The organism is Radiobacillus sp. PE A8.2, assembly GCF_045635475.1.
In the GTDB taxonomy this organism is placed as follows: domain Bacteria; phylum Bacillota; class Bacilli; order Bacillales; family Amphibacillaceae; genus JBJGXI01.
On sequence record NZ_JBJGXI010000042.1, the window covers coordinates 25,279 to 47,887 of the forward strand.

Here is a 22,609-nt window from a genome sequence, read left to right on the forward strand (position 1 = left end):
TAAGTATTCCAAATTCCTGCTTTGGACATATCGGCAATCAACTGGAAGGCATTTAGACTGAAAAAGGTTGGAGTTGTAATGAGAAAATTTATTGATTTGAATAAAGATTGGATTTTTAAGAAGCAAAATGAAAAAGAAGTAAGCGTAAACATTCCTCACACATGGAATAATTATGACGGTCAAGATGGAGGTAATGATTATTTCAGGGGAGAGTGCAGTTACCAAAAAGTATTTACAGCACCTAATTTTGATTCACAAAGCAAAAAGGTTTTTCTTCAATTCGATGGCGTAAATGCTTCAACAAGAGTGTATCTTAATGGTACTGAAATAGGCCAGCATGAAGGTGGATATTCGACGTTTAGAATAAATGTTACAAGTTACTTAAGAAATGAGAACAGGCTAGAAGTTATTGTGGATAACAGTGTCAATGATTCGATTTATCCTCAAATGGCTGATTTTACTTTTTATGGTGGGATCTATAGGGATGTCGATTTATTGATGGTATCTATGGATCACTTTGATTTAGATTATTACGGTGGCCCAGGGATGAAAATAACGCCTACGGTTGAGGGTTCTACTGGAAAAGTAGATATTCAGACTTATTACGATGGTGATGGAGAAGTTCAAGTCTCTATTCTAGATAGAGATGAAAATGAAATAGCAAGTGGAACCGGTACAGAGTTGAATTTATCCATACCAGATGTCCACCTTTGGCACGGGGTAGAGGATCCTTATCTTTATAGAGCTGTAGCAAAACTGTATGTAAATAATAGTTTAGTTGACAAGGTCGAATCTAGATTTGGTGTAAGAACATTCAAAATGGACCCAAAGAAAGGGTTTATCCTTAACGGTAAGTCTTATCCACTAAGGGGTGTGTCAAGACATCAGGACTGGAGAGATATTGGAAACGCAATAGAAAAAACGCATCATGATCGGGATATGGAACTAATACGAGAAGTCGGAGCTAATACTATAAGACTAGCACACTATCAGCATGACCAGTATTTCTATGATTTATGCGATGAAGTTGGAATGGTCGTATGGGCAGAAATCCCATATATTTCATCACATCTGCCTAATGGAGTAGAAAATACAGTTAGTCAAATGAAGGAACTAATTATTCAAAATTATAACCACCCTTCTATAGTTACATGGGGTGTATCTAATGAAATAACCATTTCATCTAAAGACAAGAAAAGTATGTATTACAATCATTTTGTTCTGAACAATTTATGTCATAAATTGGACGCTACGAGACCTACTACACTGGCTGCTTATGCAATGTGTAGTGTAACCAATCCTACTGTACATATTACAGATGTTGTTGGATACAATCTTTATCTTGGGTGGTATGTGCCAGGGCTGTGGTTGAATGATTTGTTTATTAAAATGTTTCATTTTCTATATCCCAACCGTTGTCTCAGCTATTCAGAATACGGTGCAGAGGGAATGCCTAATCTTCACTCCAAAAAAGGGCGAAGAGGTGACCATACAGAAGAGTATCAAGCGAAGTATCATGAGTACATGCTAAGATGCTTCAAGCGTCATCCATATTTGTGTGGGACATTTGTGTGGAATATGTTTGACTTTGCAGCAGATGCAAGAGACCAAGGTGGAGAACCAGGAATGAATCACAAAGGATTAGTCACTTTTGATAGGGAAGTCAAAAAAGATAGTTTTTATATTTACAAAGCGTGGTGGAGTGAGGAGCCCTTTGTTCACATTTGTGGAAGAAGGTATAAGAACAGGGCTGAAAAAGTCACGACAGTGAAAGTTTACTCTAACCAACCTGTTGTAGAGATTTACAATAATGGGGAGCTTATTGCATCAAAGAGGGCAGATAAAGTATTTAAATTTAGAGTGCCTTTAGAAGATGAAAACGATATCCAAGTATTAGCAGGAAAGTGCGAAGATCGTATTCATGTAAACAAAGTACAAAAGTTTGACAAATCATATAAGCTCAAAAAATCAGATAGTAACAATTGGATGTAATATGATAACTAACTAATTTTGTTATCTACCATTTAGTGGTTGATATAAATAAAAAAGTTGTTGATCTTATGATTGCCGGCAGTAAGATTAACCAAATTATCTTTTATTCGGAGAGTTTATGATGGCTAAAAACAAAAGTAATAATTAATGAAACATTATTTTTTTAGTGAAAAGTACTGTATCACAATCAGAATTTTGCAAACGTTGACATTATTTAAATGTTATTTGGAATTTAATGTGAAAGGTATATATTTTTCTTTACAGGATGAAAGAAAAAATTCTAATTGAGAAGGTAAAATAGGAGTTCAACTTTGTTACTCTATTTAGACACCGATCATCCTGTAAGATCTGAGGAGGAAAACGTTATGAACAAAAAAGATGTTTCTGTGGTCAAGAAGCGTGGTTATAGAGTATCTATTTTCGGCATTTTGTTGTCTTTACTTACTTTAATAGTTTATACCTCTTATTATGGCAGGGCCAATACTAGTATGGATAGCATGTCGTGGATAGCGTTTTGGCTGTTAATCGTAGGTATTGTATTAGCTGGTGCATTTCTTTATATTAAGCGGGTTTTAGTACCAGTGATCATGTCGCTGTTCCATTTCTTGGCATTCTTGTATTTCTTGTACGCCATGTACCCATATATTTCTGCTGCGTTTGTAGGTATTGATTCTACTTGGCAAGCATCTTTCTTTATCACCCTCATTTTATTTGTGGTGGGATTGATTGTTAACTTGGTTGGTGTATTTAGGGTATCATCTATCAAAAAGTTTCTAGTAAAAGCATCTGTACCTGTTACAGCTGTGTTGCTTGGTATCATGTTGGTTGGAACAACTATTGCTACTGAGAACGCTCCAGCAATAAACAGTTCGTTGAATACTCCAACTTTTAAATGGACTAACGATGGTGATTCTGGGAAAGATTACGAATATTATCCTTCAAAATTCAAAAATATTGCAGATTTAAAGAAAGCCGGACAAGAACTCGTTGAAAAAGTTATGGGTGAAGGGGCCGTGCTTTTAAAGAACCAAAATAATGCACTTCCTTTAAATTCTGATGAACGCTCGGTTAGTCTGTTTAGTATTTCATCTGTTGATCCGGCATACGGTGGATCGGGTTCGGGACATGTTGATGCATCTAGTGCTCCTACATTTAAACAAGCATTTGAAAGAGAAAATTTATTAGATGTAAATGATACGCTGTGGGATTGGTATTCAGCTTCAGAACAAGCACAATACAAGAGACAGTCTGGCTCCACCGGTCCAGGTGTAACTGGGATAAAAGTTATTGGTGAAGCACCTTGGTCAGAAGTCGATGAGGCAAATGGTTCTTCATTTACTCAATTTGGCGATGCTGCGATAGTCGTACTTACCCGTGTTGGCGGAGAAGGTTCAGATTTGCCACGCGGCACTCTGTCCCTTAGCACGCTTGATGACTCTGACGGATCTGCTGGCGATTCAACTGACGGGGATTATTTAAAACTGTCACCGAAGGAAAGAGAGTTGCTTTCAGGGCTAAAGATGAAAAAAGACGCTGGTATATTCAAAAAAATAATTGTCTTGCTTAACTATGCTAATCAAGTAGAAGCTGGATTTATTGACGATTCGGAATATGGTATAGATGCAGCGCTATGGATTGGCATGCCAGGACAAACAGGTCTTTACGGCGTCGCCGAAATTCTTGCCGGAAATATTAATCCTTCAGGCAAATTATCAACTACATTCTGGAAGTCACATGATAAAAACCCTGTGCTTGCTAATTTCGGTGTAACTGCTTATGAAGGTGCTCCTAATGCAGTGAATAACGATGGTTCACCTAATCAGGATACGGCTTATGTTGTATATCAAGAGGGTATTTATCTCGGCTATAAGTATACGGAAACCAGGTATGAAGACTATGCTATGGGTGTTGAAAATTCTGGGGAATATGACTATACTAACACAGTTTCTTATCCATTCGGTTATGGAAAGTCATATTCTGATTTTGAGTATTCGAATTTTAAAACAGAAAAAAGTGGTACAGGTTCGGATGCCAAATACACTGTCAGTGTTGATGTTACAAATAATGGACCATATTCTGGTAAAGAAACAGTACAAATTTATCTCCAGAAGCCATACGGTACTTATAATAAGCAAAATGGAGTCGAAGCAGCGTCCGTAGAACTTGTAGGATTCGCTAAAACTACAAATTTAGATGTTAATGAAAAGGAAACTGTGCATGTTGTTGTTGATGAAAGACAGTTTGCTTCTTATGATTCTAAGAATGCTAAAACTTATATCCTAACGGAAGGTGATTATTATCTAACTGCTGCTAGGGATTCTCACGATGCAATAAATAATATTCTGGCCCAGAAAGGATATACAAAGTCAAATACATCGAACAGAATGGATGCAGATGGAAATAAAGACTTGGTATCATCAGCGCTTCAATATGATTTAGACACTACAAAATATACGCATTCAGTTGCTACTAATGCAGAAATTACAAATCAATTCGATTTTGCAGATTACAATAAGTATGAAAATAGGGGTAACGAAAGCGTAACCTATATAACGCGTAGTAATTGGGTTGGTACAACACCTGAAAGTTGGGGTGATGGCGTTGTTCTTCATTGGAACGAACACATGCAAGAGGATCTGGATGCTTTAGGTAGACAAGGTGAAATCAAACTTCCTACTGTAGATACAGAATATCCTGCATATGAAACTTATGATTTAAACGAAAATGGCAAAAAGACCAAACTGAAACTGATGGATTTACGTGTAGACTCAGATGGCAACAAGATTGAATATGATGATCAACGTTGGGAGCAGCTGCTCGATCAGCTTTCTTGGGAAGATTATGCCAACCTAATTCCTACAGGTATGCGCAGAACGGGACAAATTAACTCGATAAGCAAACCTGAAACTCTTGATCATAATGGACCTACAGGATTGACAGAGCCATATAGTGCTGGACCATCCGGATTAGCTACGAGATTAGAAGATCCAGATAAAAATTCCAAACCAATGAATTATCCTTCGAATGGCATTTTAGCGGCAACGTTCAACATTGACTTGATGTATGAAGTTGGAAATATGATAGGTGAAGATGCACTTTGGGCAGGTTATAACGGATTGTACGGACCGGGCTCTAACATACAACGCACTCCTTATTCTGGACGAAACTTTGAATATTACAGTGAAGACGGGTTCCTCACCGGTAAGATGGTTGCATATGAAGCGGCCGCTATGGAAGGTCATGGCTTATATTTATACAATAAACATATTGGACTTAATGACCAGGAAGATTTACGCCGTGGTATCTCCGTATGGGCAAACGAGCAAAGTATAAGAGAAATCTATATGCGCGCGTTTGAATTACCGATAACAATTGAAGGAACTCAGTACAATTATAACGGAGATACTGTTACCCTTGATGGCGCAAGTGGCGTAATGCTTGCTTTCAACCGTATGGGTCTATACTGGAGCGGCATGAATGAAGGTCTTAGCACCAATTTTCTTCGCAAGGAATTAGGCATGGACGGGATCATTGTAACCGACATGTGGTATGGTACCGCGTCTCCTTATATGAATTTGCCGGCATTGTTGGTTGCTGGAGGTAACTTGGTAGATGGAATAATGTATCCAGAGCACCTTGACGGAGCTAAGCCTGGTACGGGTCATGCCGATGTTGCATGGGCGATGAGAGAAGCAATGCATCGTATTCTTTATACTACTGTTCATTCCAATGCTATGAACGGTATTTCGCCGGATGCTGAGATAATAAACGTGACACCATGGTGGCAATCTTTACTAAAATGGACCGATATTATACTTGGCATTTTACTTGCTGCTTCAATTGTTTGGACGATAATTACATTAATTAATATTCAACGTAAAAAACAACCAGTAAATCAGCATGATGCAATGTAGCATTCTGTGCCTTGTGGTTGTGGATACGGAAACTTTACTTGAAGTCTTTGGTGGATTCCTATACAACTATAAGTGAGATGTAAGCCTTTTAAATGCTAATTCTGCAAAGATGTTTTATAGATGGTGGTGGCATTTTCAGTAGTGTCACCAACTAAATTTTTCTTAATAATCAGAAGATGTTTCTTAAAAAACTTCAACGCAAGTATAAGAGCTTTGGTATCGTGAACCGATTTATTTTCGTCTAGAGAATCCGTTTTCTTATCCACTGTAATATCTGGATGAGAATCCATGAAATCTTAATTAACGAAGGAAATATTTCGAACGTTGCCAAGGCCATTTTTAACCATACCGATATAGAAGAACAACTAGAAATGCTCACTGATATACAAATGTAAAATTATAGGAAGACGGAAAGGTGATGGCCTAGAAACTACATTGTAAGCGTCATAGGAGTCGCAATATTATGTGCTTTTTTAAATTTTTGAGTTGCTTGATGAACTTGTTGGCATATTGTGGTTTATTCGCGGTGATTAAAGCTTCGATACCAAAATGATAAAGGGATCTTCATGTTGGCTAGTGCTTTGGAATATCGGTTAAGCGAATGCACAAAAAGATGCTTTTCATATGCAATATGATAAGAGCAATTGGAATTAATTTCTCCTGGAGAAAGCTATTTATGTGGTATCAAAATCATATACAATTCCTTTCAGATTGGTGGATTTATTTCTAGATGATTTACTTTTACTATATCCTGTGAGGCTTTAAATTGATGTATAGAAAACGCATTTTGGCACTTAGCAAATGACTATAACTCTCCAATTATATGAGGGGGATTGCAGCTATGAAATTATTGACTATTGTTATTCCTTGTTATAATTCTCAAGAATATATGAGGAAATGTATAGATTCTCTTCTGCTAGGTGGAGCGAAAATAGAAATCATAATTGTTAATGATGGTTCTTCAGACAATACCGCAAGAATTGCAGATGAATATGCGAATTGCCATCCACATATTGTGAAGATTATTCATCAAAAAAACGGTGGACATGGAGATGCTATCAATACTGGTTTACGTAATGCATCTGGCTTTTATTTCAAAGTGATTGATAGTGATGATTGGGTAGAACCAGAGGCATATTCCAAAGTTCTTGAAAAACTTCTCGAATTAACTAATTCAAATAAACCTGTTGATATGTTTATCAGCAATTATGTTTATGAAAAAGTGGGCATCAGTAAATCAACAATTATGAATTATGAAAATATATTGCCCGAAAACGAAATATTTACATGGGATGATGTTGGCAGTTTTCGAAAAGGTAAATATATTTTGATGCATTCCATTATATATAGAACTAAAATACTTCGTGAATCGAATTTGGTATTACCCAAGCATACATTTTATGTTGACAACTTGTTTGTATATCTACCATTACCTTATGTTAAGAAAATCTTCTATTTAAATGTTGATTTTTATAGATATTATATTGGCAGACAGGATCAATCTGTAAATGAATTAATGATGATTGACAGAATAGATCAGCAGATTAAAGTAAATAAACTAATGATGGAATTGGTAGATTTAAGTGAACTAGATAATAAAAAGTTACGCAAATACATGTTCAATCATTTGGAAATAACAACGGTGATTTCTTCAGTTTTTTTAATCCGTTCTGGGATGAAAGAAAACTATAAGAAAAAAAGTGAGTTATGGAAGTTTATTAGAAAAAAAGATTTTATACTATTTTGGAAACTGCGTATCAGTTTATTGGGCTTATTAACCAATATTCCGGGAAGAGTCGGAAAAATGGTAACTGTAGCAGCATATAAGTTGTCACAAAAAATTGTGGGCTTTAACTAACTGGACAGGATGGAGTTAATAATTACTTCCGAGGATCCTGTATCTAAAAAAATCCTTTCTCTGGCCACCTTATCTTGATTGTTCTGAAGAGATTTGTCCGGAATTTTTAGGTGTTCATTCCAGTGCTTGTAATTACCATTCAATGAAGTAGAAATATAGGTAAATGAATGATTAAGGAGGATAGTTACAGATGAGTGAGGAATTAAATGCATCAAATGCTGTACATAAAGCTAAGTCCTGGCAGATGCTTCTTTTTGCTTTAAATAATGGTTCTACTAACGCATATTTTATTTTAACTATGAATTATATCGCATACTATGCTAATGGTGTGTTGAGTCTTACATTATTGTTTGCAACGATGATTGTAACTATTATGCGTATTTTTGATGCGGTAACCGATCCAATAATTGGTGCATTGATTGATAAAACACAGACAAAATTTGGTAAGTTTCGTCCATTTATGCTAGGGGGAAACATTATTCTTGCGGTGAGCGCATTATTGATGTTCTTTGGTACACGGTATATCCCAGAGAGCATGATGGGACTTCGATATGGGTTATTTATCCTGTTTTATGCCATATTCGTTATTGGATATACATTCCAAACTTCTTGTACACGTGGTGGCCAGACATGTATTACAAATGATCCGAAACAACGTCCGATGTTCAATATTTTCAACACTGTTGCCTCATTTATAGGAATGGGTCTAATAATGGGTGTCGCCAGTCTCTGGGGTGGTCGTGTCGGATTTGGAACGGTAGCGTTTTTCAACCTTGTCGTACCTATGGTTATTATAGTCTCCATGTTATTGGCGATACTTGCAGTAATTGGGATCAAGGATAAAGATCAGCCAGAGTACTTTGGAGATGGAGGTGAACCACAGAAATACAAGGTTCGAGATTACATTGATATTATAAGACACAACAAGAATTTGAATATGCTTATCATTGCTGCCGGAGGAAGTAAACTGGCTAGTTCAATTGCTCAGAATTCTGCTATAAGTATAATGCTGTTTGGAATTATGATGGGTGATTTCAATGAGTTATATCTTCCAATATATATCATTGGTTTTGTGGGTGCGGCGCCGTTTTTCCTACTCAACTTGAAATTGTCTCAAAAGCATGGGCAGAAACTTGGTATGATTACCTGTAATGCAATAGCCGTGATTATGTACACAGGTGTTCTAAGCCTTCTTGTGCTATGGCAGCAGGGCGATCCATCTACAACCTTGTCATTAACCAACATTAATTTATACACGATTCTATTCATCTTATTCTATATGATTGGTTTCGGTGCCTTCTATTCTACTGCTGATATGTCCATTCCTATGGTTGCCGATTGCTCAGACTATGAAGTTTATCGGAGTGGAAGGTATGTCCCCGGTATGGTTGGTACGCTACTCAGTCTTGCTGACAAGATGGTATCCAGTCTGTCATCAACAATTGTGGGCGTTGTCGTTTTAGTGGTCTTAAGTATGCAAAATTTGCCGGATGTGGATACAGCTTATGTAGATGGAATGAAAACTGCCGTTATCATCTTGTTCTGTGTCGTGCCTATGCTGGCATGGATAGCTTCTCTTATTGCAATGAAATTTTATACACTTAACGGTAAACGAATGGAAGAAATTCAGTCAATCAATGCGGTCCGTAAAAAGGCTATTTCTAAAGGTATGAGTAGAAAGGAAGCAATGGATACCTATAAGAATGTTGACCAGGTGAGTTCCAGACCGGATCTAAGTTTAGGCAAATAATACGGACGTTTTGGCAGGATATATTGACTACTCCTATATAAATATTTGTGCTTGTTTACAAGCTATCTACCATATGAAAAATACAAGGGCTATATAAACATTACTTTAATGCAGTTTAGAGTTTAGCATTGGGAAGTAGTATGGTAAAAAACCATCGTGAGTAACTGGGCAGCTTTTGGTTAATAAACCAAGTTACAAATTACTAGATTGGTAAGATTAGACGGTTTATATAGTCTGAATTATAGGAGTTTGCACAGTGATAACCTTATAAATTGAAAAAAGGAATGCTTTAATAAGGGTAAACGACTTAATAAGCTTTAACTGAAGAAAAAAATTATGATACTTATTGAAAATTTAAATTGAATTATAAGATCTAAGGGAGATAAATATGAAGGCAATCAGTACAACATTTATGACTGAAGACTTTCTTCTTTATAATGACACAGCGAGAGAACTTTATCATGATGTCGCGAAGCAATTACCAATTATCGATTACCATGGTCATTTGAATCAAATAGAAATTCTTCAGTATAAAAATTTTAGCAATCTATCGGAGATATGGCTTAGTGGGGACCACTATAAGTGACGAGCATTAAGAGCTAACGGAATAAGCGAAGAATATATAACAGGGAGCAAAAGTGACTATGACAAATTTCTAGCTTGGGCTAGAACGGTTCCTAACACAATTGGAAATCCGTTATATCATTAGACACATCTGGAATTGTTACGGTATTTCGATATTAATTATCAATTAAATGAAGAAACTGCCCCAGCAATTTGGGAAGAGGCAAATCAAAAACTCGCATCATCTGAATTGTCAGTAAGGTCTATTTTAAAAAAGAATAATGTTGTGTTTGTGGGAACAACTGATGATCCAACAGATAATTTGGCATATCATTCTTTATTAGATAAGGAAGATTTTTCTACTACTGTTTCACCATCTTTTCGACCGGATAAAGGATTGGATATTAAATCAAGCAATTTCCTTTCCTGGATAGAAAAGCTTGCCAAGATTTCTAATAAAGAAATAACCACTTATGATGATTTTTTTGCCGCTCTTGCTGATAGAATAGACTATTTTGACGAACAGGGGTGCCGAAGTTCAGACCATGGTATAAATGTTATGTTTTTTGAAGATACCTCAAAAGAGGAGGTAACAAAAGTATTTGAAAAGCGTTTAAAAGGTGGTAACCTAACGAATAAAGAAATGAATCAATTTAAAACTTATACGTTAATTAAATTGGGTGAACTGTATGCAGTAAAAGGTTGGGTTATGCAATTGCACTTGAGTCCATTGCGCAATAATAATTCTCGCATGTTTGAAATACTTGGCTCTGATAGTGGTTTTGATTCCATTGGAGATCCTCTTTTAGCGGAACCGTTAGCACTTTTCCTTGATGCATTAGATAAGAAAGACGCGTTACCGAAAACGGTTCTGTATTCGCTTAACGCTAGAGATAAGTACTCATGACGTGAAAAGGACAGAAAACTTCTTGAGTCCATTAACATTCCAATAAAGTTACTAATTAGGCCGATGTTTGCTAAAGTCTTCATTTGCTCTTCCATGCCATCGATATGATCATTGAACCACCAAACTGTTCCTATTTGAACCTTACCAGGTATATCACCTGATTGAAAGTTCCCTGCCATTCCAATGGGCTATGTCCCATGATGGATTCGATGCGTTCTTCACTTAAGATTTTGCGTGTTTGTTCTGCTGGAAAGAATCCTTGGATAATCGCGTTCACCTTTATACAATGTGGTGCAAATTCTATTGCTAAAATTGTGTAACACTGTTGATAATCATTTTCATACTATTGAGTATTTGTACAGAGTAACATTTGAAAATGGAGAAATTGAATAGTATAGAAAAAATTATAACTTAAATTCCCCACTGAAAATGAGGGATTTCTCTTCTAGATGGGGGCAATTTGATACCTACTATGTAAAAAGAACTATATAAGGATGGAATTTCAAGCATTTATCATATGATGTTGATTGTTCCAAAGATGGCACATGAATTAGAGTGAAGAAGGACGGATTTTATAGCATATTAGCCCATGATTCAATATCCTTATAATGGAGGTATGCACTAGAAACTTTGTGGAAAACGGCGGACTCTACTAGTATCTGTTTTAAGGAATTGAAAATTAAGCTACAGGATATAGGTGATTGGATTAATGCTTTAGAGAAAACAACAAAAAGCTATCAGCCCAACTGGGTAAGATATTATTAAAATCACTCATTAACCAATGGTAACATTTTGCTAACGCAATCCAGTGAAAAATGGTAAATCCCTGTTAAAGATGTTACAGACAAAATTTAGCAAAACCTTAAAATACCGCACTCTACGCACACCAGGTTAAAGATATTACACACTCCCACCATAGGGGCGGCATGATGTAATATCGCCCCAAATCCTTGATATATAAGGGTTCATGTAATGATTTGCTAACAAAATGCTAACATCAGATATATAGAAAAGGCTTCTCATTAGTTAATCAAACTTTTGAGAAGCCTTTTTCCTTTTATAGTCGTTAAGGGTTATTCTTAATGATAGAATGTTGCATATTATGTGAGAGTGACTATAGTAAGAACAATATTATACAATGAAGGAAACAAGATGTGTTTTTTGGAGGTGTAATGAATGGCGATGCAGGATATTCGTAAGCTAGCACATGAAATGTTAGATGAGTTGGAGGAAGAGGAAATACCAGAAGTCATCCAAAAAATGCTCTATATAAAGAAGCATAATAAAAGACCTAATAAAGACTCTTTTCCATCTATAGATCCTACTGATGAGGTTTTGAGAGCTATTAAAAAAGCGAAAAAAGAATTCCAAAATGGTGAATCTTATACGCATGAAGATGTTTTTGAAGAAGATGATTATGTAGGAAATGCTATATTCTAAGCAGGCGGCAAAACATATAAAAAAACAAGATAAGCCAACTAGAAAACGAATAAGAGAAGCACTGCTCACCTTAGCTGAAGACCTCTATCATATAGGGATTTTAGACATTAGTTCATAAAAGGTGTAGACAGTGCTTTTCGTTTGCGTATTGGAGGTTTTAGAATAATTTACGAAGTTAAGGACAAGGAATTAATAATTTATGTTATTTCTGCCGGTAGTAGAGGAGACATATATAAAAGAGTTATTGCTACACAATTGTGTTGGTCTCTCATTATTCTCTTTAAAGTAAAAAACAAGTTGAGATATGGAGAACGTTGTTCAGTCGACAGAAAAGAATCACAATGAGTAATCTAGACTCTCATAATATAGTTTTGGCTTTCACTGTTAAACAAGTCCATTTGGCTAAACTAGAGTTAAAGTTTTTAGTGATTGGAGTACCCTTATGGATATTCAAGAACAACTTAGGTCTGCTTTAAAAGAAATTGATAGATTAAAAAAAGAGAATGCGCAATTAAAAAAGGATCTCTATAAAGCAGAAGGTCTTAGTAACTCTTACACTCGAACATCTCAACCGAAAACAAAGACTGCTTTTTCTCCTAAGGAAAAAGCGGCTATTTTGCTATTCATGAACCTTTTTCGTGGAAGATCAGACGTTTTTGCAAAAAGGTGGGAATCGAGCACTACTGGCAAATCTGGTTATTCACCTGTATGTGCTAACGAGTGGGATAAAGAGCTTTGTCGAAAACCTAAAATCAAATGTCAGGATTGCTCTAATCAATCATTTCATACCTTAATCCCCCAAGTTATTTACGAACATTTAAGTGGGAGTAAAACGGTAGGGGTATATCCGTTACTTAAAGACAATACGTGTTATTTTCTAGCAATGGACTTTGATAAAAAACATTGGCAAGATGACGTACAAGCATTTAGTGAAACTTGTAAAATATTAGGGCTACCATATCACATCGAACGTTCCCGATCAGGAGAAGGGGCTCATGTATGGTTGTTTTTCGAGAAGGCAATAAGTGCTTCATTAGCTAGGAAGTTTGGGAGGATTCTATTATCCAAAACAAGTGAAAAACGCTTTGAAGTTGGTATGGATTCCTTTGATAGAATGTTCCCTAACCAAGACATATTACCTAAAGGTGGTTTTGGCAATTTAATTGCCCTCCCATTACAAAAACAAGCAAAAATGAAAGGTAATAGTGTATTCGTAAACGATTCATTTCAGGAATACGACGATCAATGGCAATATTTATCTACGGTTAAAAAGATATCTGAAAAAGATATCTTACAAATAGTGAAAAACTTATCCATTGAAGAGAATCCTATTATGGTAAAAGAGCAAGTTGAGAATATTAACTTGCCAAAAGAAATTACTATCGAATTAAATCATGGTATTGAAATTCCTAAGGATTTATTACCTAGTAAGATACTAATTGAGTTACAAAAACTTGCGACATTTGGAAATCCAGAATTTTTCAAAGCCCAAGCAAAACGGTTTTCTACACATCGGATTCCTAGAATGATTGATTGTACACAAATAAATGGCAATAAGCTTCTATTACCAAGGGGATTAATAGAAAAAGTAGAGGATATTTTTTTGAAATATAAAATATCTCTTAAAACACTTAACAAACAAAATATAGGAAAAGTAATTGATGGAAATTTTCACGGTCAGCTTTCTATCCAACAAGAGGATGCTGTTACATCAATGGCTAATTATGATAATGGAGTATTAGCAGCAGATACAGGATTTGGGAAAACGGTGACGGCTGCAGCATTAATTAGTAGAAGTAAAACCAATACACTCATCATTGTGCATCGAACACAGTTGGTTGAACAATGGAAAGAGCGATTATCCACTTTTCTAAACATCCCAGTAAAAGAAATTGGCCAAATTGGTGGTGGAAAAAACAAACCAAGCTATCATATAGATATAGCTACGATTCAATCACTTAATCATAATGGTGAAATCAAACCTGAGTTACATCATTATGGGCAAATTATCGTGGATGAATGTCATCACATTTCAGCCGTTAGCTTTGAAAAGGTATTAAAAGCAATTCGAGCAAAAAAAGTTTACGGTTTAACAGCAACCCCAGTTAGAAAAGACGGTTTGCACCCGATCATATTTATGCAGTGTGGACCAATAAGGTATAAAACCAATAAAAAAATACAAGCGAGTATTCGCTCGTTTAAACAAACACTCGTACAAAGAGAAACAGACTTAAAAACGAATGAAACGGACATACAAGCTATATATTCTATGTTAGCTAATAATAAAGAACGAAATGGTATGATTTTTAACGATGTTTTACAAGCGCTAGATGAAAAGAGATCGCCTATAGTGTTAACGGAGCGCTTAGATCATATTGATGAGCTATATGAACTTTTTAAAGGCTTTGCTAAAAATATAATTATTTTAACTGGAGCTATGAAAAAGAAAGAACGACAACAAAAAATACAAAAGTTAATCGAACTCCCGGATAGTGAGGAGAGATTGTTGATTGCAACTGGAAAATATGTTGGAGAAGGGTTTGATGATTCTAGATTAGATACACTCTTTCTAACAATGCCAATCTCATGGAAAGGAACGTTGCAGCAATATGTTGGGCGTCTCCACCGGGACCATCTTAATAAGGATGAAGTAAAAGTGTTTGATTATGTAGACTCGAATGTGGAAGTTTTACAGAAAATGTTTCAGAAGCGGTTAAAGGGATATAAAAATATTGGTTATAGTCTAAATGGTGAAAATAAAGAGAAAAGCCAACAAATTCAATTATTCTAGTAGTTTGAAAATATATAAAGCGATATACACAATTTAACAAATACTTGATTATAATTTTGTCTAGAAGGTAATTGAGGCAACGATGGTATTATTCTTAGTAAGTAATGAGTTATAATTTCTTTAAATGATAAGGGTCAAATCTCATTTATTTATGGAGGTGAAATTTTATGATATCTAAAGAAGAGGTACAGATACTGCTAAATAAGTTAGAAACAAGTGTAGCTGATGAACTGGAATCACAACAATTAGATTTTAAGCAGTGGATAACCAGAAGTTTTGATGACAACATAAAGTTAATGTTAAAAATGGCAGTATGTATGGCAAACGGTGGAGGCGGAAGTGTTATATTTGGTGTTGCAGATAAAGTCAAAGGAAGGTCTAATGCTATATTAGGTGTTCCAAAAGAGGTTGATACTGCGCTACTTCAAAAAAGGATATACGAAAAAACTGATCCGCATCTAACACCAGTTTTCGAGGATATAACCGTACTAGAAGGCTCAACACGTCTACTGTTGATGAATGTGTTTCCGGGTATGCCGCCTTATACTACTACTGATGGCTCTGCAACGATAAGACAGGGGAAGGATTGTATTCCTTATACCGGGTCGTTAAGACGTAAAATGATGGATACTTCATCACAGTTGGACTTTACTGCTGAAATAATCCATGAGGACTGGCAAAATCTATTCTCGCATTCGGCCATGGAGCGGGTCCGTGAAATTATGTCTAGAGAAAGAGTTGATGAAAGTCTTTTAACTTTATCTGATGAAGATTTATTGAGGTCTATTGGAGCGTTAAAGGGAGATTTTTTTACTAAAGGCTCACTGTTACTTGTTGGAAAGCCTGAAGCTATTTCTAAATTTATCCCACAATATAAGTGGTCGTTTAGAAAGATGATCAGTGATACTGACTATTCTCATAGAGATGATGGAACTCATGCTATTCCAGTAGCATTGTATGAATTGGAACGGTACATAGCTGTGGATAATCCAATGGTAACTGTAGAATCTGGACTGGTACATCCAGAGTTTAGTACATATCCGACAATTGCTTTAAGAGAAGCTTTGTTGAATGCATTTGGTCATAGGGATTATCGAATGAATGGTACTATCATGTTGAAGCAATATAAAGATAAGTTAATACTAACCAATCCTGGAGAGTTTGTTGGTGGAATTACACCTAAAAATATTCTACACCATCCCCCAGTGGCAAGAAATAATCACTTGATGGATCTGTTAGATAGATTAAAATTAGTGAACCGATCTAATCTCGGTGTATCAAGGATATTTCGATCACTTTTAATTGAGGGGAAAGAACCTCCGATTTATCGAGAAGTTGGTAGTAACGTGGAGCTAACCTTTATCTCTTCTCCATTAAACAAGGATTTTAAAAACTTAATTAATCATTTATCGCATGAAAATAATCACATTGATGTTGATCACCTACTTATATTGCAATATTTAATTAGACATGAAGAAATTGACACCTCAATAGCTGCGGAAGTTGCGCAAAGGAGTATGGAGCAAGCGCGTGAATTGCTTAGTAAGATGCAAAATGAGTTCAATTTATTAGAATCAATTGGTCGTGGTAAAGGGAGATACTTTACTCTTTCCCGAACTGCATATGAGTTATTAAAAGGCGAATTACAATATGAGCGCCAACAAATTTTGGATAAGGAAGCAGTAAAAATTCGCATTTTATCAATATTAAAAACAGATCGAAGCTTAACTAATAAGGAGATAAGGAAATTGACAGGGATGAACCAAAAGCAAGTACAACGTTTGATTAAAGAATTGGAGCCAGATGGTGTTAAGATTGTCGGCAAGGGGGCCGGAACCAAATATATTTATTCTCCTTAAAAATAGGGACAAAAGGGGGAAATACTGGAATAAATCCCTTGCTTTATAAGGTTCTAATAGGAAAATAAGGACAAAATAGGGACAAAATAGGGACATTAATAAATCGAGTATAATGCCAGTTAATACATTACAGACATAAAAATTTGGCAACAAACTAAGTAATGCTAACATTTTGCTAACGCAATCCGGTAAAAAACGGTTAAACCGCGTTAAAGATGTTACAGTGAAAATTTAACAAAACCTTGATATTACGCACTCTGCGCACACCTAGTTAACGATATTACACACTCCCACCATAGGGGCGGCATGATGTAATAAGTGCTCCCAACCCTTGATATATAAGGATTATGTGCAGTTTATTGAAGCAATTGCTTAATATTAGATATTTAAAAGAGGCTTCTCATTAGTTGATTAAACTTTTGAGAAGCCTTTTTCTTTTACTGGATTTGATTTAAAGTGATGAAAATTAATAATAATGGCATAATAATCTACGTTTCTAGCCCATGATCTATTCTTATTGCTAATTCTGGTTAATTTCAAACCGGTAATGGTTAATCTATTGTTTGTTTTATCGATCTTGGATGCAGCCTATGACATGTACCACAATTAATGATTTTCAATATGATCAGTTTTCCTAAATTAGAGTAACACTTCTATTACGTAATTTCGCTTCTCCGCCTTAATCGGTCTAGATTCACCATACTCATTGTTGTTGTGATTTTTAGGGAAGCGCTTAGCCAAATAGATGGATATAATACTACTTTCGCCTATTTTATAAAATAATGTCATAATTAAAATAAATTAGTCAATATCATAATACTGATTTTCAACTATTCAAATCCACATACAGTTGGAACAACCCGATTCCAAAACTATAAGAGGATTTGAATAGCACGTGTAAGTTAATTATGAAATTTACTCAAATATTAAAAGTAAGGAGGACTATATGAGACAGTTATTAGATGTAAAGTTAAAATCGAAGGTGGTTAAAGAGATAACAAATGGTTATCCGTTACTCTCAAAAGAAGCTATTGAAATTTCAGGAGTATCGATGAAAGAGGGGAGTATCTTGCGCTTAATTGATTCCAATGGTAGGTATATTGCAACAGCATATTATGGTTTGCAAAATAAAGGAATAGGTTGGGTGTTAACTCTTAAGGAACAGGAAAAGATCGATAAGAAGTTTTTTGGTAAGAAAATTAGTGAAGCAGTTGCAAAGCGAGCTAGTTTTTATGAAACAGAAGATACAACTGCTTTCCGTGTGTTTAATGGGGAAGGAGACGGTATTGGAGGATTGATTATTGATTTCTTTAACGGCTTTTATATGGTGAGTTGGTATAGTGAAGGTATTTATTCTTTCCGTGATGATATATACCAAGTTTTGAGTGAAGTGATAGATGCTCGTGGCCTTTATGAGAAGTTACGTTTTAATCATAATGGACAATACCTAGAACAGGATGATTACGTGTTAGGTGAAAAGGGGGAATTTCCTCTAATTGTTTCAGAAAATGGGATGAAATATGCCGTAGATTTAAATGATGGGGCAATGACGGGGATATTCCTAGATCAACGTAAGGTACGAAAAGCATTACGCGATCACTATTCAGAAGGGAAAACGGTTCTCAATACATTTTCTTATACAGGTGCGTTTTCAGTAGCAGCAGTTCTTGGGGGGGCGAAAGGAACAACTAGTGTGGACTTGGCAAAACGTAGCCTACCAAAGACAATTGAACAATTTGCAGTCAACGGAATTGACTATGAAGCCCAGGACATTAAAGTGATGAATGTCTTTGATTATTTTCGCTATGCAGCACGCCATGGTTTGAAATTCGATGTTGTCGTATTGGATCCACCAAGCTTTGCACGGACAAAGAAAATGACATTTAGTACTGCAAAAGATTATCCAAAGCTACTAAAAGATACCCTTAAAATTACCAATGATGGTGGAATAATAATTGCATCTACAAATAATGCAAGCTTTAATATGAAAAAGTTTAAAATATTTATTGATAAAGCATTTTCTGACGCTAACATACGCTACAAAATTTTAGAAGAGTACCAATTGCCTGAAGATTTTACTGTACCACATAACTATCCGGAATTTAATTATTTAAAAGTAGTATTTATAAAAGTAATGAACTGAGTCAATTTCATAATTGACTTACATTGCTATTGATATCCACATCTAGTTCGGAAACAGGTTAATTCAACTTTATGTGGATAAGAATAGATGAAAATCAGTATTATGAAATTGGCTGAACGAAGGTTGAGATACAATAAAAACACGCAAGAAGAAAATACGTAACCAACACTGCGAATTATATAATTTGTCTAAAGTCGAGGTGAACTTAGAGAAAAAAATTAGCTGTTAAGGCGCTATATCATTCATTTGTAGCTGATTATGGTAAACAAATGAAAGGTAATCAAAAATTAGAATGTCCGAAATAAAAGGATACAAAGCTGTACACAATTGATATGGGGTGAAGCTATAACATTAAGAAACAAAAGAAAAGCTTATTGAGTCCGTGAATAGTTATTACTCGAATGGACATATAATCTATCCCTCCTATAAAATAATGCTATACTAGTAGTTAACCTTGTTGATATTCAATGAATTCATGAAATGTACTATTTCAAAAAGCTGCCCATAGTAGCAAATTAATCCGTTACACAGATACTTATTAATATTCTACTCTTTAATCGCTATGGTACCATTCGGATTAGATACGTAGACTTCATTGTTGGTGGCAGACCATTTTAGAGAGAGCATTAAAATTCAAGAGTAAAACATCGATTTTTAATCAAACTATGATTAAAATCCGATGTTTGTTTTATTTAGTAGACGGCTCATTCAGCTGCCTAAATATACCTCGAAAGGGTGGTGGAAATCATTGGTTAACGATAATAGAATAAATAGAAGACATAAACCAAAAGGTAAAAAGCGTGTTTTAGTTATTTTTTCAGTAATAGTCTTAAGTGTGGTCACGGTTTTAGGCATCTATGCGATTAACAATAAAGATGAAATGAATCTATTCGGAAATAATCATGTAGCGTCTCATCATGAAATAGTTAAAAAAGATAATCCGTTTGCTAATGGAAATAGTCAAACTGGAGAAAATATCATCGATCATATTGTTTCGTTATCGAAAAAAGGAAAAATAGATAACTCTCCTTTTATCGCAGGGAAAACGATGGAAAGTGAAGTAACCAAAGCGTGGGGAAACCCTGAACATAAGACAGAACTGGATGATACGGTTTATGAGGATTTTCCAGAGCGGAAAACAACGATCGGTATCACAAATGATGTAATTGTAGATTTGCGGTCTTTTACATCTGATTTAAAAAAGGTTCATTATCAGGAAATCACGGAAACGCTTGGTGATGCGGATGAAACGAATTATTACCATGACGATGTAAACGACCAAATTATACTTCAATATGCCGTTAATTCAGATTATCAGTTAAAGTGGATTTTACCGAAGCCGACAGATGAATCACAGAATCCTGTGGTCGATCATATTTCTATTGTTAGTATTCAAGAAGATGGTAATGATGATGACGAACAATCACAATCTAATATAATTGCTAACATGAGTTTAAGCGAAAAGATAGGACAGATGGTCATTGCCGGTGTTGAAGGGACTTCACTTCAACCAAATGATGAAAAGTTAATAAAGGAATATTATGTTGGTGGAATAATATTTTATGCTAACAATTTGGTGACGCATGAACAGACAAGGGCATTAATTCAGGATTATAAGAATCAAAACAGTGCGAATCCTTTGCCGCTTTTTGTTAGTGTTGATCAAGAAGGTGGAAGGATAACAAGGATACCTGGTGTTGAAGCTACCCCGACTAATCAACAGATCGGTGAAAAAGGAGACCCGGACTATGCGTATAACATTGGTCAGAAATTAGGGCAACAAGTAAAATCTGTAGGTTTTAACGTTGATTTTGCACCAGTGCTAGACATTAATAGTAATCCGAATAATCCTGTTATCGGTGATCGATCATATGGCGCAAATGCTAGTCTAGTTAGTAAACTTGGGATTCAAACGATGCTTGGTATACAATCACAAAATATTATTTCCGTTGTAAAACATTTTCCAGGTCATGGGGATACGTCTGTAGATTCTCATGTGGAACTTCCTAAAGTTACGAAGACCCTTCAAGAGCTAAATAAAATGGAATTAGTTCCATTTAAAGCGGCGATTGATCATGGGGCTGATGTAGTTATGGTTGCACATATTTTAAATCCCAACCTAGACGAAGTATATCCAGCATCTATGTCCAAAAACGTTATTACAAATATCCTACGTCAGCAGTTAGGATTTCAAGGGGTTGTGATGACCGACGACTTGACGATGGGAGCAATCATGAATAATTTCGGTATTGGAGAGGCTGCCGTTCAATCAATTAAAGCTGGAAGTGACGTTGCTATCGTTGCACACGATTATAATAATGTTGTTGAAGTGATAGAGCATATTAAAAAGGCTGTGCAGAACAACGAGATAACGGAAGAGCGAATTAACGAAAGTGTTAAAAGAATAATTGAATTAAAGAACACTTATTTGACAAGTGGTGCGAACTGAGAGTATAGAGTGTAAGTTGACTAATGAGGGACAATAAACTAGAAAAGACCAAATGATACAAAGGCATGATCGGCTAAAAACAGCTGGTTATGCCTCTTTTATATGGTACTGATGTTATTATGGGCGGGGAAATAAAGGAATTCCACTTTAGATTATACTCTAAATTAATAATACCGCTATTAATCATAATAGATGTTATAATTGTACTTGAAATTTATATTTTCTAAATATTTAAATAACTAACAATGGAGGAATGAACGTGTTTAAAAATGTTAAAGAATTCCCCAAACCACTAGGCAAATATTCAGTTGGGATAACTGAAATGGCTTTTATGGATGAAGATAGAAAGGGGGTATTTGAATTTGCAAAGGATGAACCTAGAAATATTCCTATTACAGTTTTTTATCCTGCCGATAGCTCGGATGAAAAATCCCCGTATCCTTATACCTTTACAAAACAAATAAAACATTTGAAAAAGTTCACACTTGGTTCTACAAGGGTACGGAAAATAAAAACGCATTGTTATCAAGATGTGACGGTTTCTTCAAAACAAAAAAGTTTTCCTGCGATTTTTTTCAATCATGGTTATTTTGGTTATCCGATGCAAAATACAGTTTTATGTTCAGATTTAGCAAGTAAAGGCTACATAGTAGTATCTGTGGGACATCCTTATGAAGCAAATGTACTTCAATATCCAGATGGTAATCTTGTAGAGTTTAGCGATTTATTATTAAAGGATTTTAAAAATGCAATGAACTCCAAAATGCAAAAAAAATTTAAAAGAATTAAAAAAGAACAGTATACGGATGAAGAAATTATTCCGGTTGTAACAGACTTTTTTTGCAATTTCACATCTTCTAAGGTTTGGAATAATGTACAGATTTGGGCGGATGATAACCGATTTATAGCGGATATGCTAGAGAAAGTTAATGACGGAAGTAT

At 35.3% G+C, this 22,609-nt stretch carries 11 protein-coding genes and 3 pseudogenes; 11 read left to right on the forward strand and 3 right to left on the reverse strand.

Annotated elements, in window-relative coordinates; genetic code table 11:
* Window positions 1-78 precede the first annotated feature (78 nt).
* Together ACI6MV_RS18970 and ACI6MV_RS18975 are read left to right on the forward strand one after the other, a co-directional pair.
* On the forward strand, window positions 79-1,992 hold the full coding sequence (locus ACI6MV_RS18970) for a glycoside hydrolase family 2 protein (protein ID WP_407271889.1): 1,914 nt from the start codon (window positions 79-81) through the stop codon (window positions 1,990-1,992).
* A 365-nt stretch (window positions 1,993-2,357) separates the two neighbouring features.
* A complete protein-coding gene (locus ACI6MV_RS18975) occupies window positions 2,358-5,906 on the forward strand; it encodes a glycoside hydrolase family 3 C-terminal domain-containing protein (RefSeq protein ID WP_407271890.1) in 3,549 nt (1,182 codons plus the stop codon).
* A gap of 95 nt (window positions 5,907-6,001) precedes the next feature.
* On the opposite strand, the gene ACI6MV_RS18980 is transcribed toward ACI6MV_RS18975, so the two are convergent.
* A complete protein-coding gene (locus ACI6MV_RS18980; RefSeq protein ID WP_407271891.1) occupies window positions 6,002-6,196 on the reverse strand; it encodes a hypothetical protein in 195 nt (64 codons plus the stop codon).
* A gap of 551 nt (window positions 6,197-6,747) precedes the next feature.
* On the opposite strand from ACI6MV_RS18980, the gene ACI6MV_RS18985 reads away from it, so the two are divergent.
* The 3 genes and pseudogenes from ACI6MV_RS18985 (at window position 6,748) to uxaC (ending at window position 10,985) form a co-directional block, all read left to right on the forward strand.
* Entirely contained in the window at window positions 6,748-7,764 is a 1,017-nt protein-coding gene (locus tag ACI6MV_RS18985; RefSeq protein ID WP_407271892.1) for a glycosyltransferase family 2 protein, read from the forward strand.
* Between the two features lie 190 nt (window positions 7,765-7,954).
* Entirely contained in the window at window positions 7,955-9,514 is a 1,560-nt protein-coding gene (locus ACI6MV_RS18990) for an MFS transporter (RefSeq protein WP_407271893.1), read from the forward strand.
* 412 nt (window positions 9,515-9,926) lie between these two features.
* Window positions 9,927-10,985, forward strand: a pseudogene (gene uxaC / locus ACI6MV_RS18995) (glucuronate isomerase).
* On the opposite strand, the pseudogene ACI6MV_RS19000 reads toward uxaC, so the two are convergent.
* Both ACI6MV_RS19000 and ACI6MV_RS19005 read right to left on the reverse strand, forming a co-directional pair.
* Window positions 10,955-11,164 (reverse strand): annotated as a pseudogene (locus ACI6MV_RS19000) (glucuronate isomerase); the annotation flags it as partial. The pseudogenes uxaC and ACI6MV_RS19000 overlap by 31 nt on opposite strands.
* Window positions 11,165-11,166: 2 nt before the next feature.
* A pseudogene (locus ACI6MV_RS19005) lies at window positions 11,167-11,315 on the reverse strand (gluconate 5-dehydrogenase); the annotation flags it as partial.
* An 846-nt stretch (window positions 11,316-12,161) separates the two neighbouring features.
* Between ACI6MV_RS19005 and ACI6MV_RS19010 the strand changes: the two are divergent.
* From ACI6MV_RS19010 to ACI6MV_RS19035, 6 genes are all read left to right on the forward strand, one after another.
* Complete coding sequence (locus ACI6MV_RS19010; protein ID WP_407271894.1) at window positions 12,162-12,425, forward strand: hypothetical protein; 264 nt, start codon at window positions 12,162-12,164, stop codon at window positions 12,423-12,425.
* A gap of 442 nt (window positions 12,426-12,867) precedes the next feature.
* Window positions 12,868-15,216, forward strand: coding sequence for a TOTE conflict system archaeo-eukaryotic primase domain-containing protein (locus tag ACI6MV_RS19015; RefSeq protein WP_407271895.1), 2,349 nt, complete (start codon window positions 12,868-12,870; stop codon window positions 15,214-15,216).
* 167 nt (window positions 15,217-15,383) lie between these two features.
* Window positions 15,384-17,075 carry an RNA-binding domain-containing protein gene (locus ACI6MV_RS19020; RefSeq protein ID WP_407271896.1) on the forward strand — a complete coding sequence of 564 codons (1,692 nt, stop codon included), beginning with the start codon at window positions 15,384-15,386 and terminating at the stop codon, window positions 17,073-17,075.
* 946 nt (window positions 17,076-18,021) lie between these two features.
* A complete protein-coding gene (locus ACI6MV_RS19025) occupies window positions 18,022-19,218 on the forward strand; it encodes a class I SAM-dependent rRNA methyltransferase (protein ID WP_407271897.1) in 1,197 nt (398 codons plus the stop codon).
* A 748-nt stretch (window positions 19,219-19,966) separates the two neighbouring features.
* On the forward strand, window positions 19,967-21,667 hold the full coding sequence (gene nagZ / locus ACI6MV_RS19030; RefSeq protein WP_407271898.1) for a beta-N-acetylhexosaminidase: 1,701 nt from the start codon (window positions 19,967-19,969) through the stop codon (window positions 21,665-21,667).
* 259 nt (window positions 21,668-21,926) lie between these two features.
* Window positions 21,927-22,609 (forward strand): alpha/beta hydrolase (locus ACI6MV_RS19035; protein WP_483880221.1); only part of this gene is annotated, 683 nt, incomplete at its 3' end.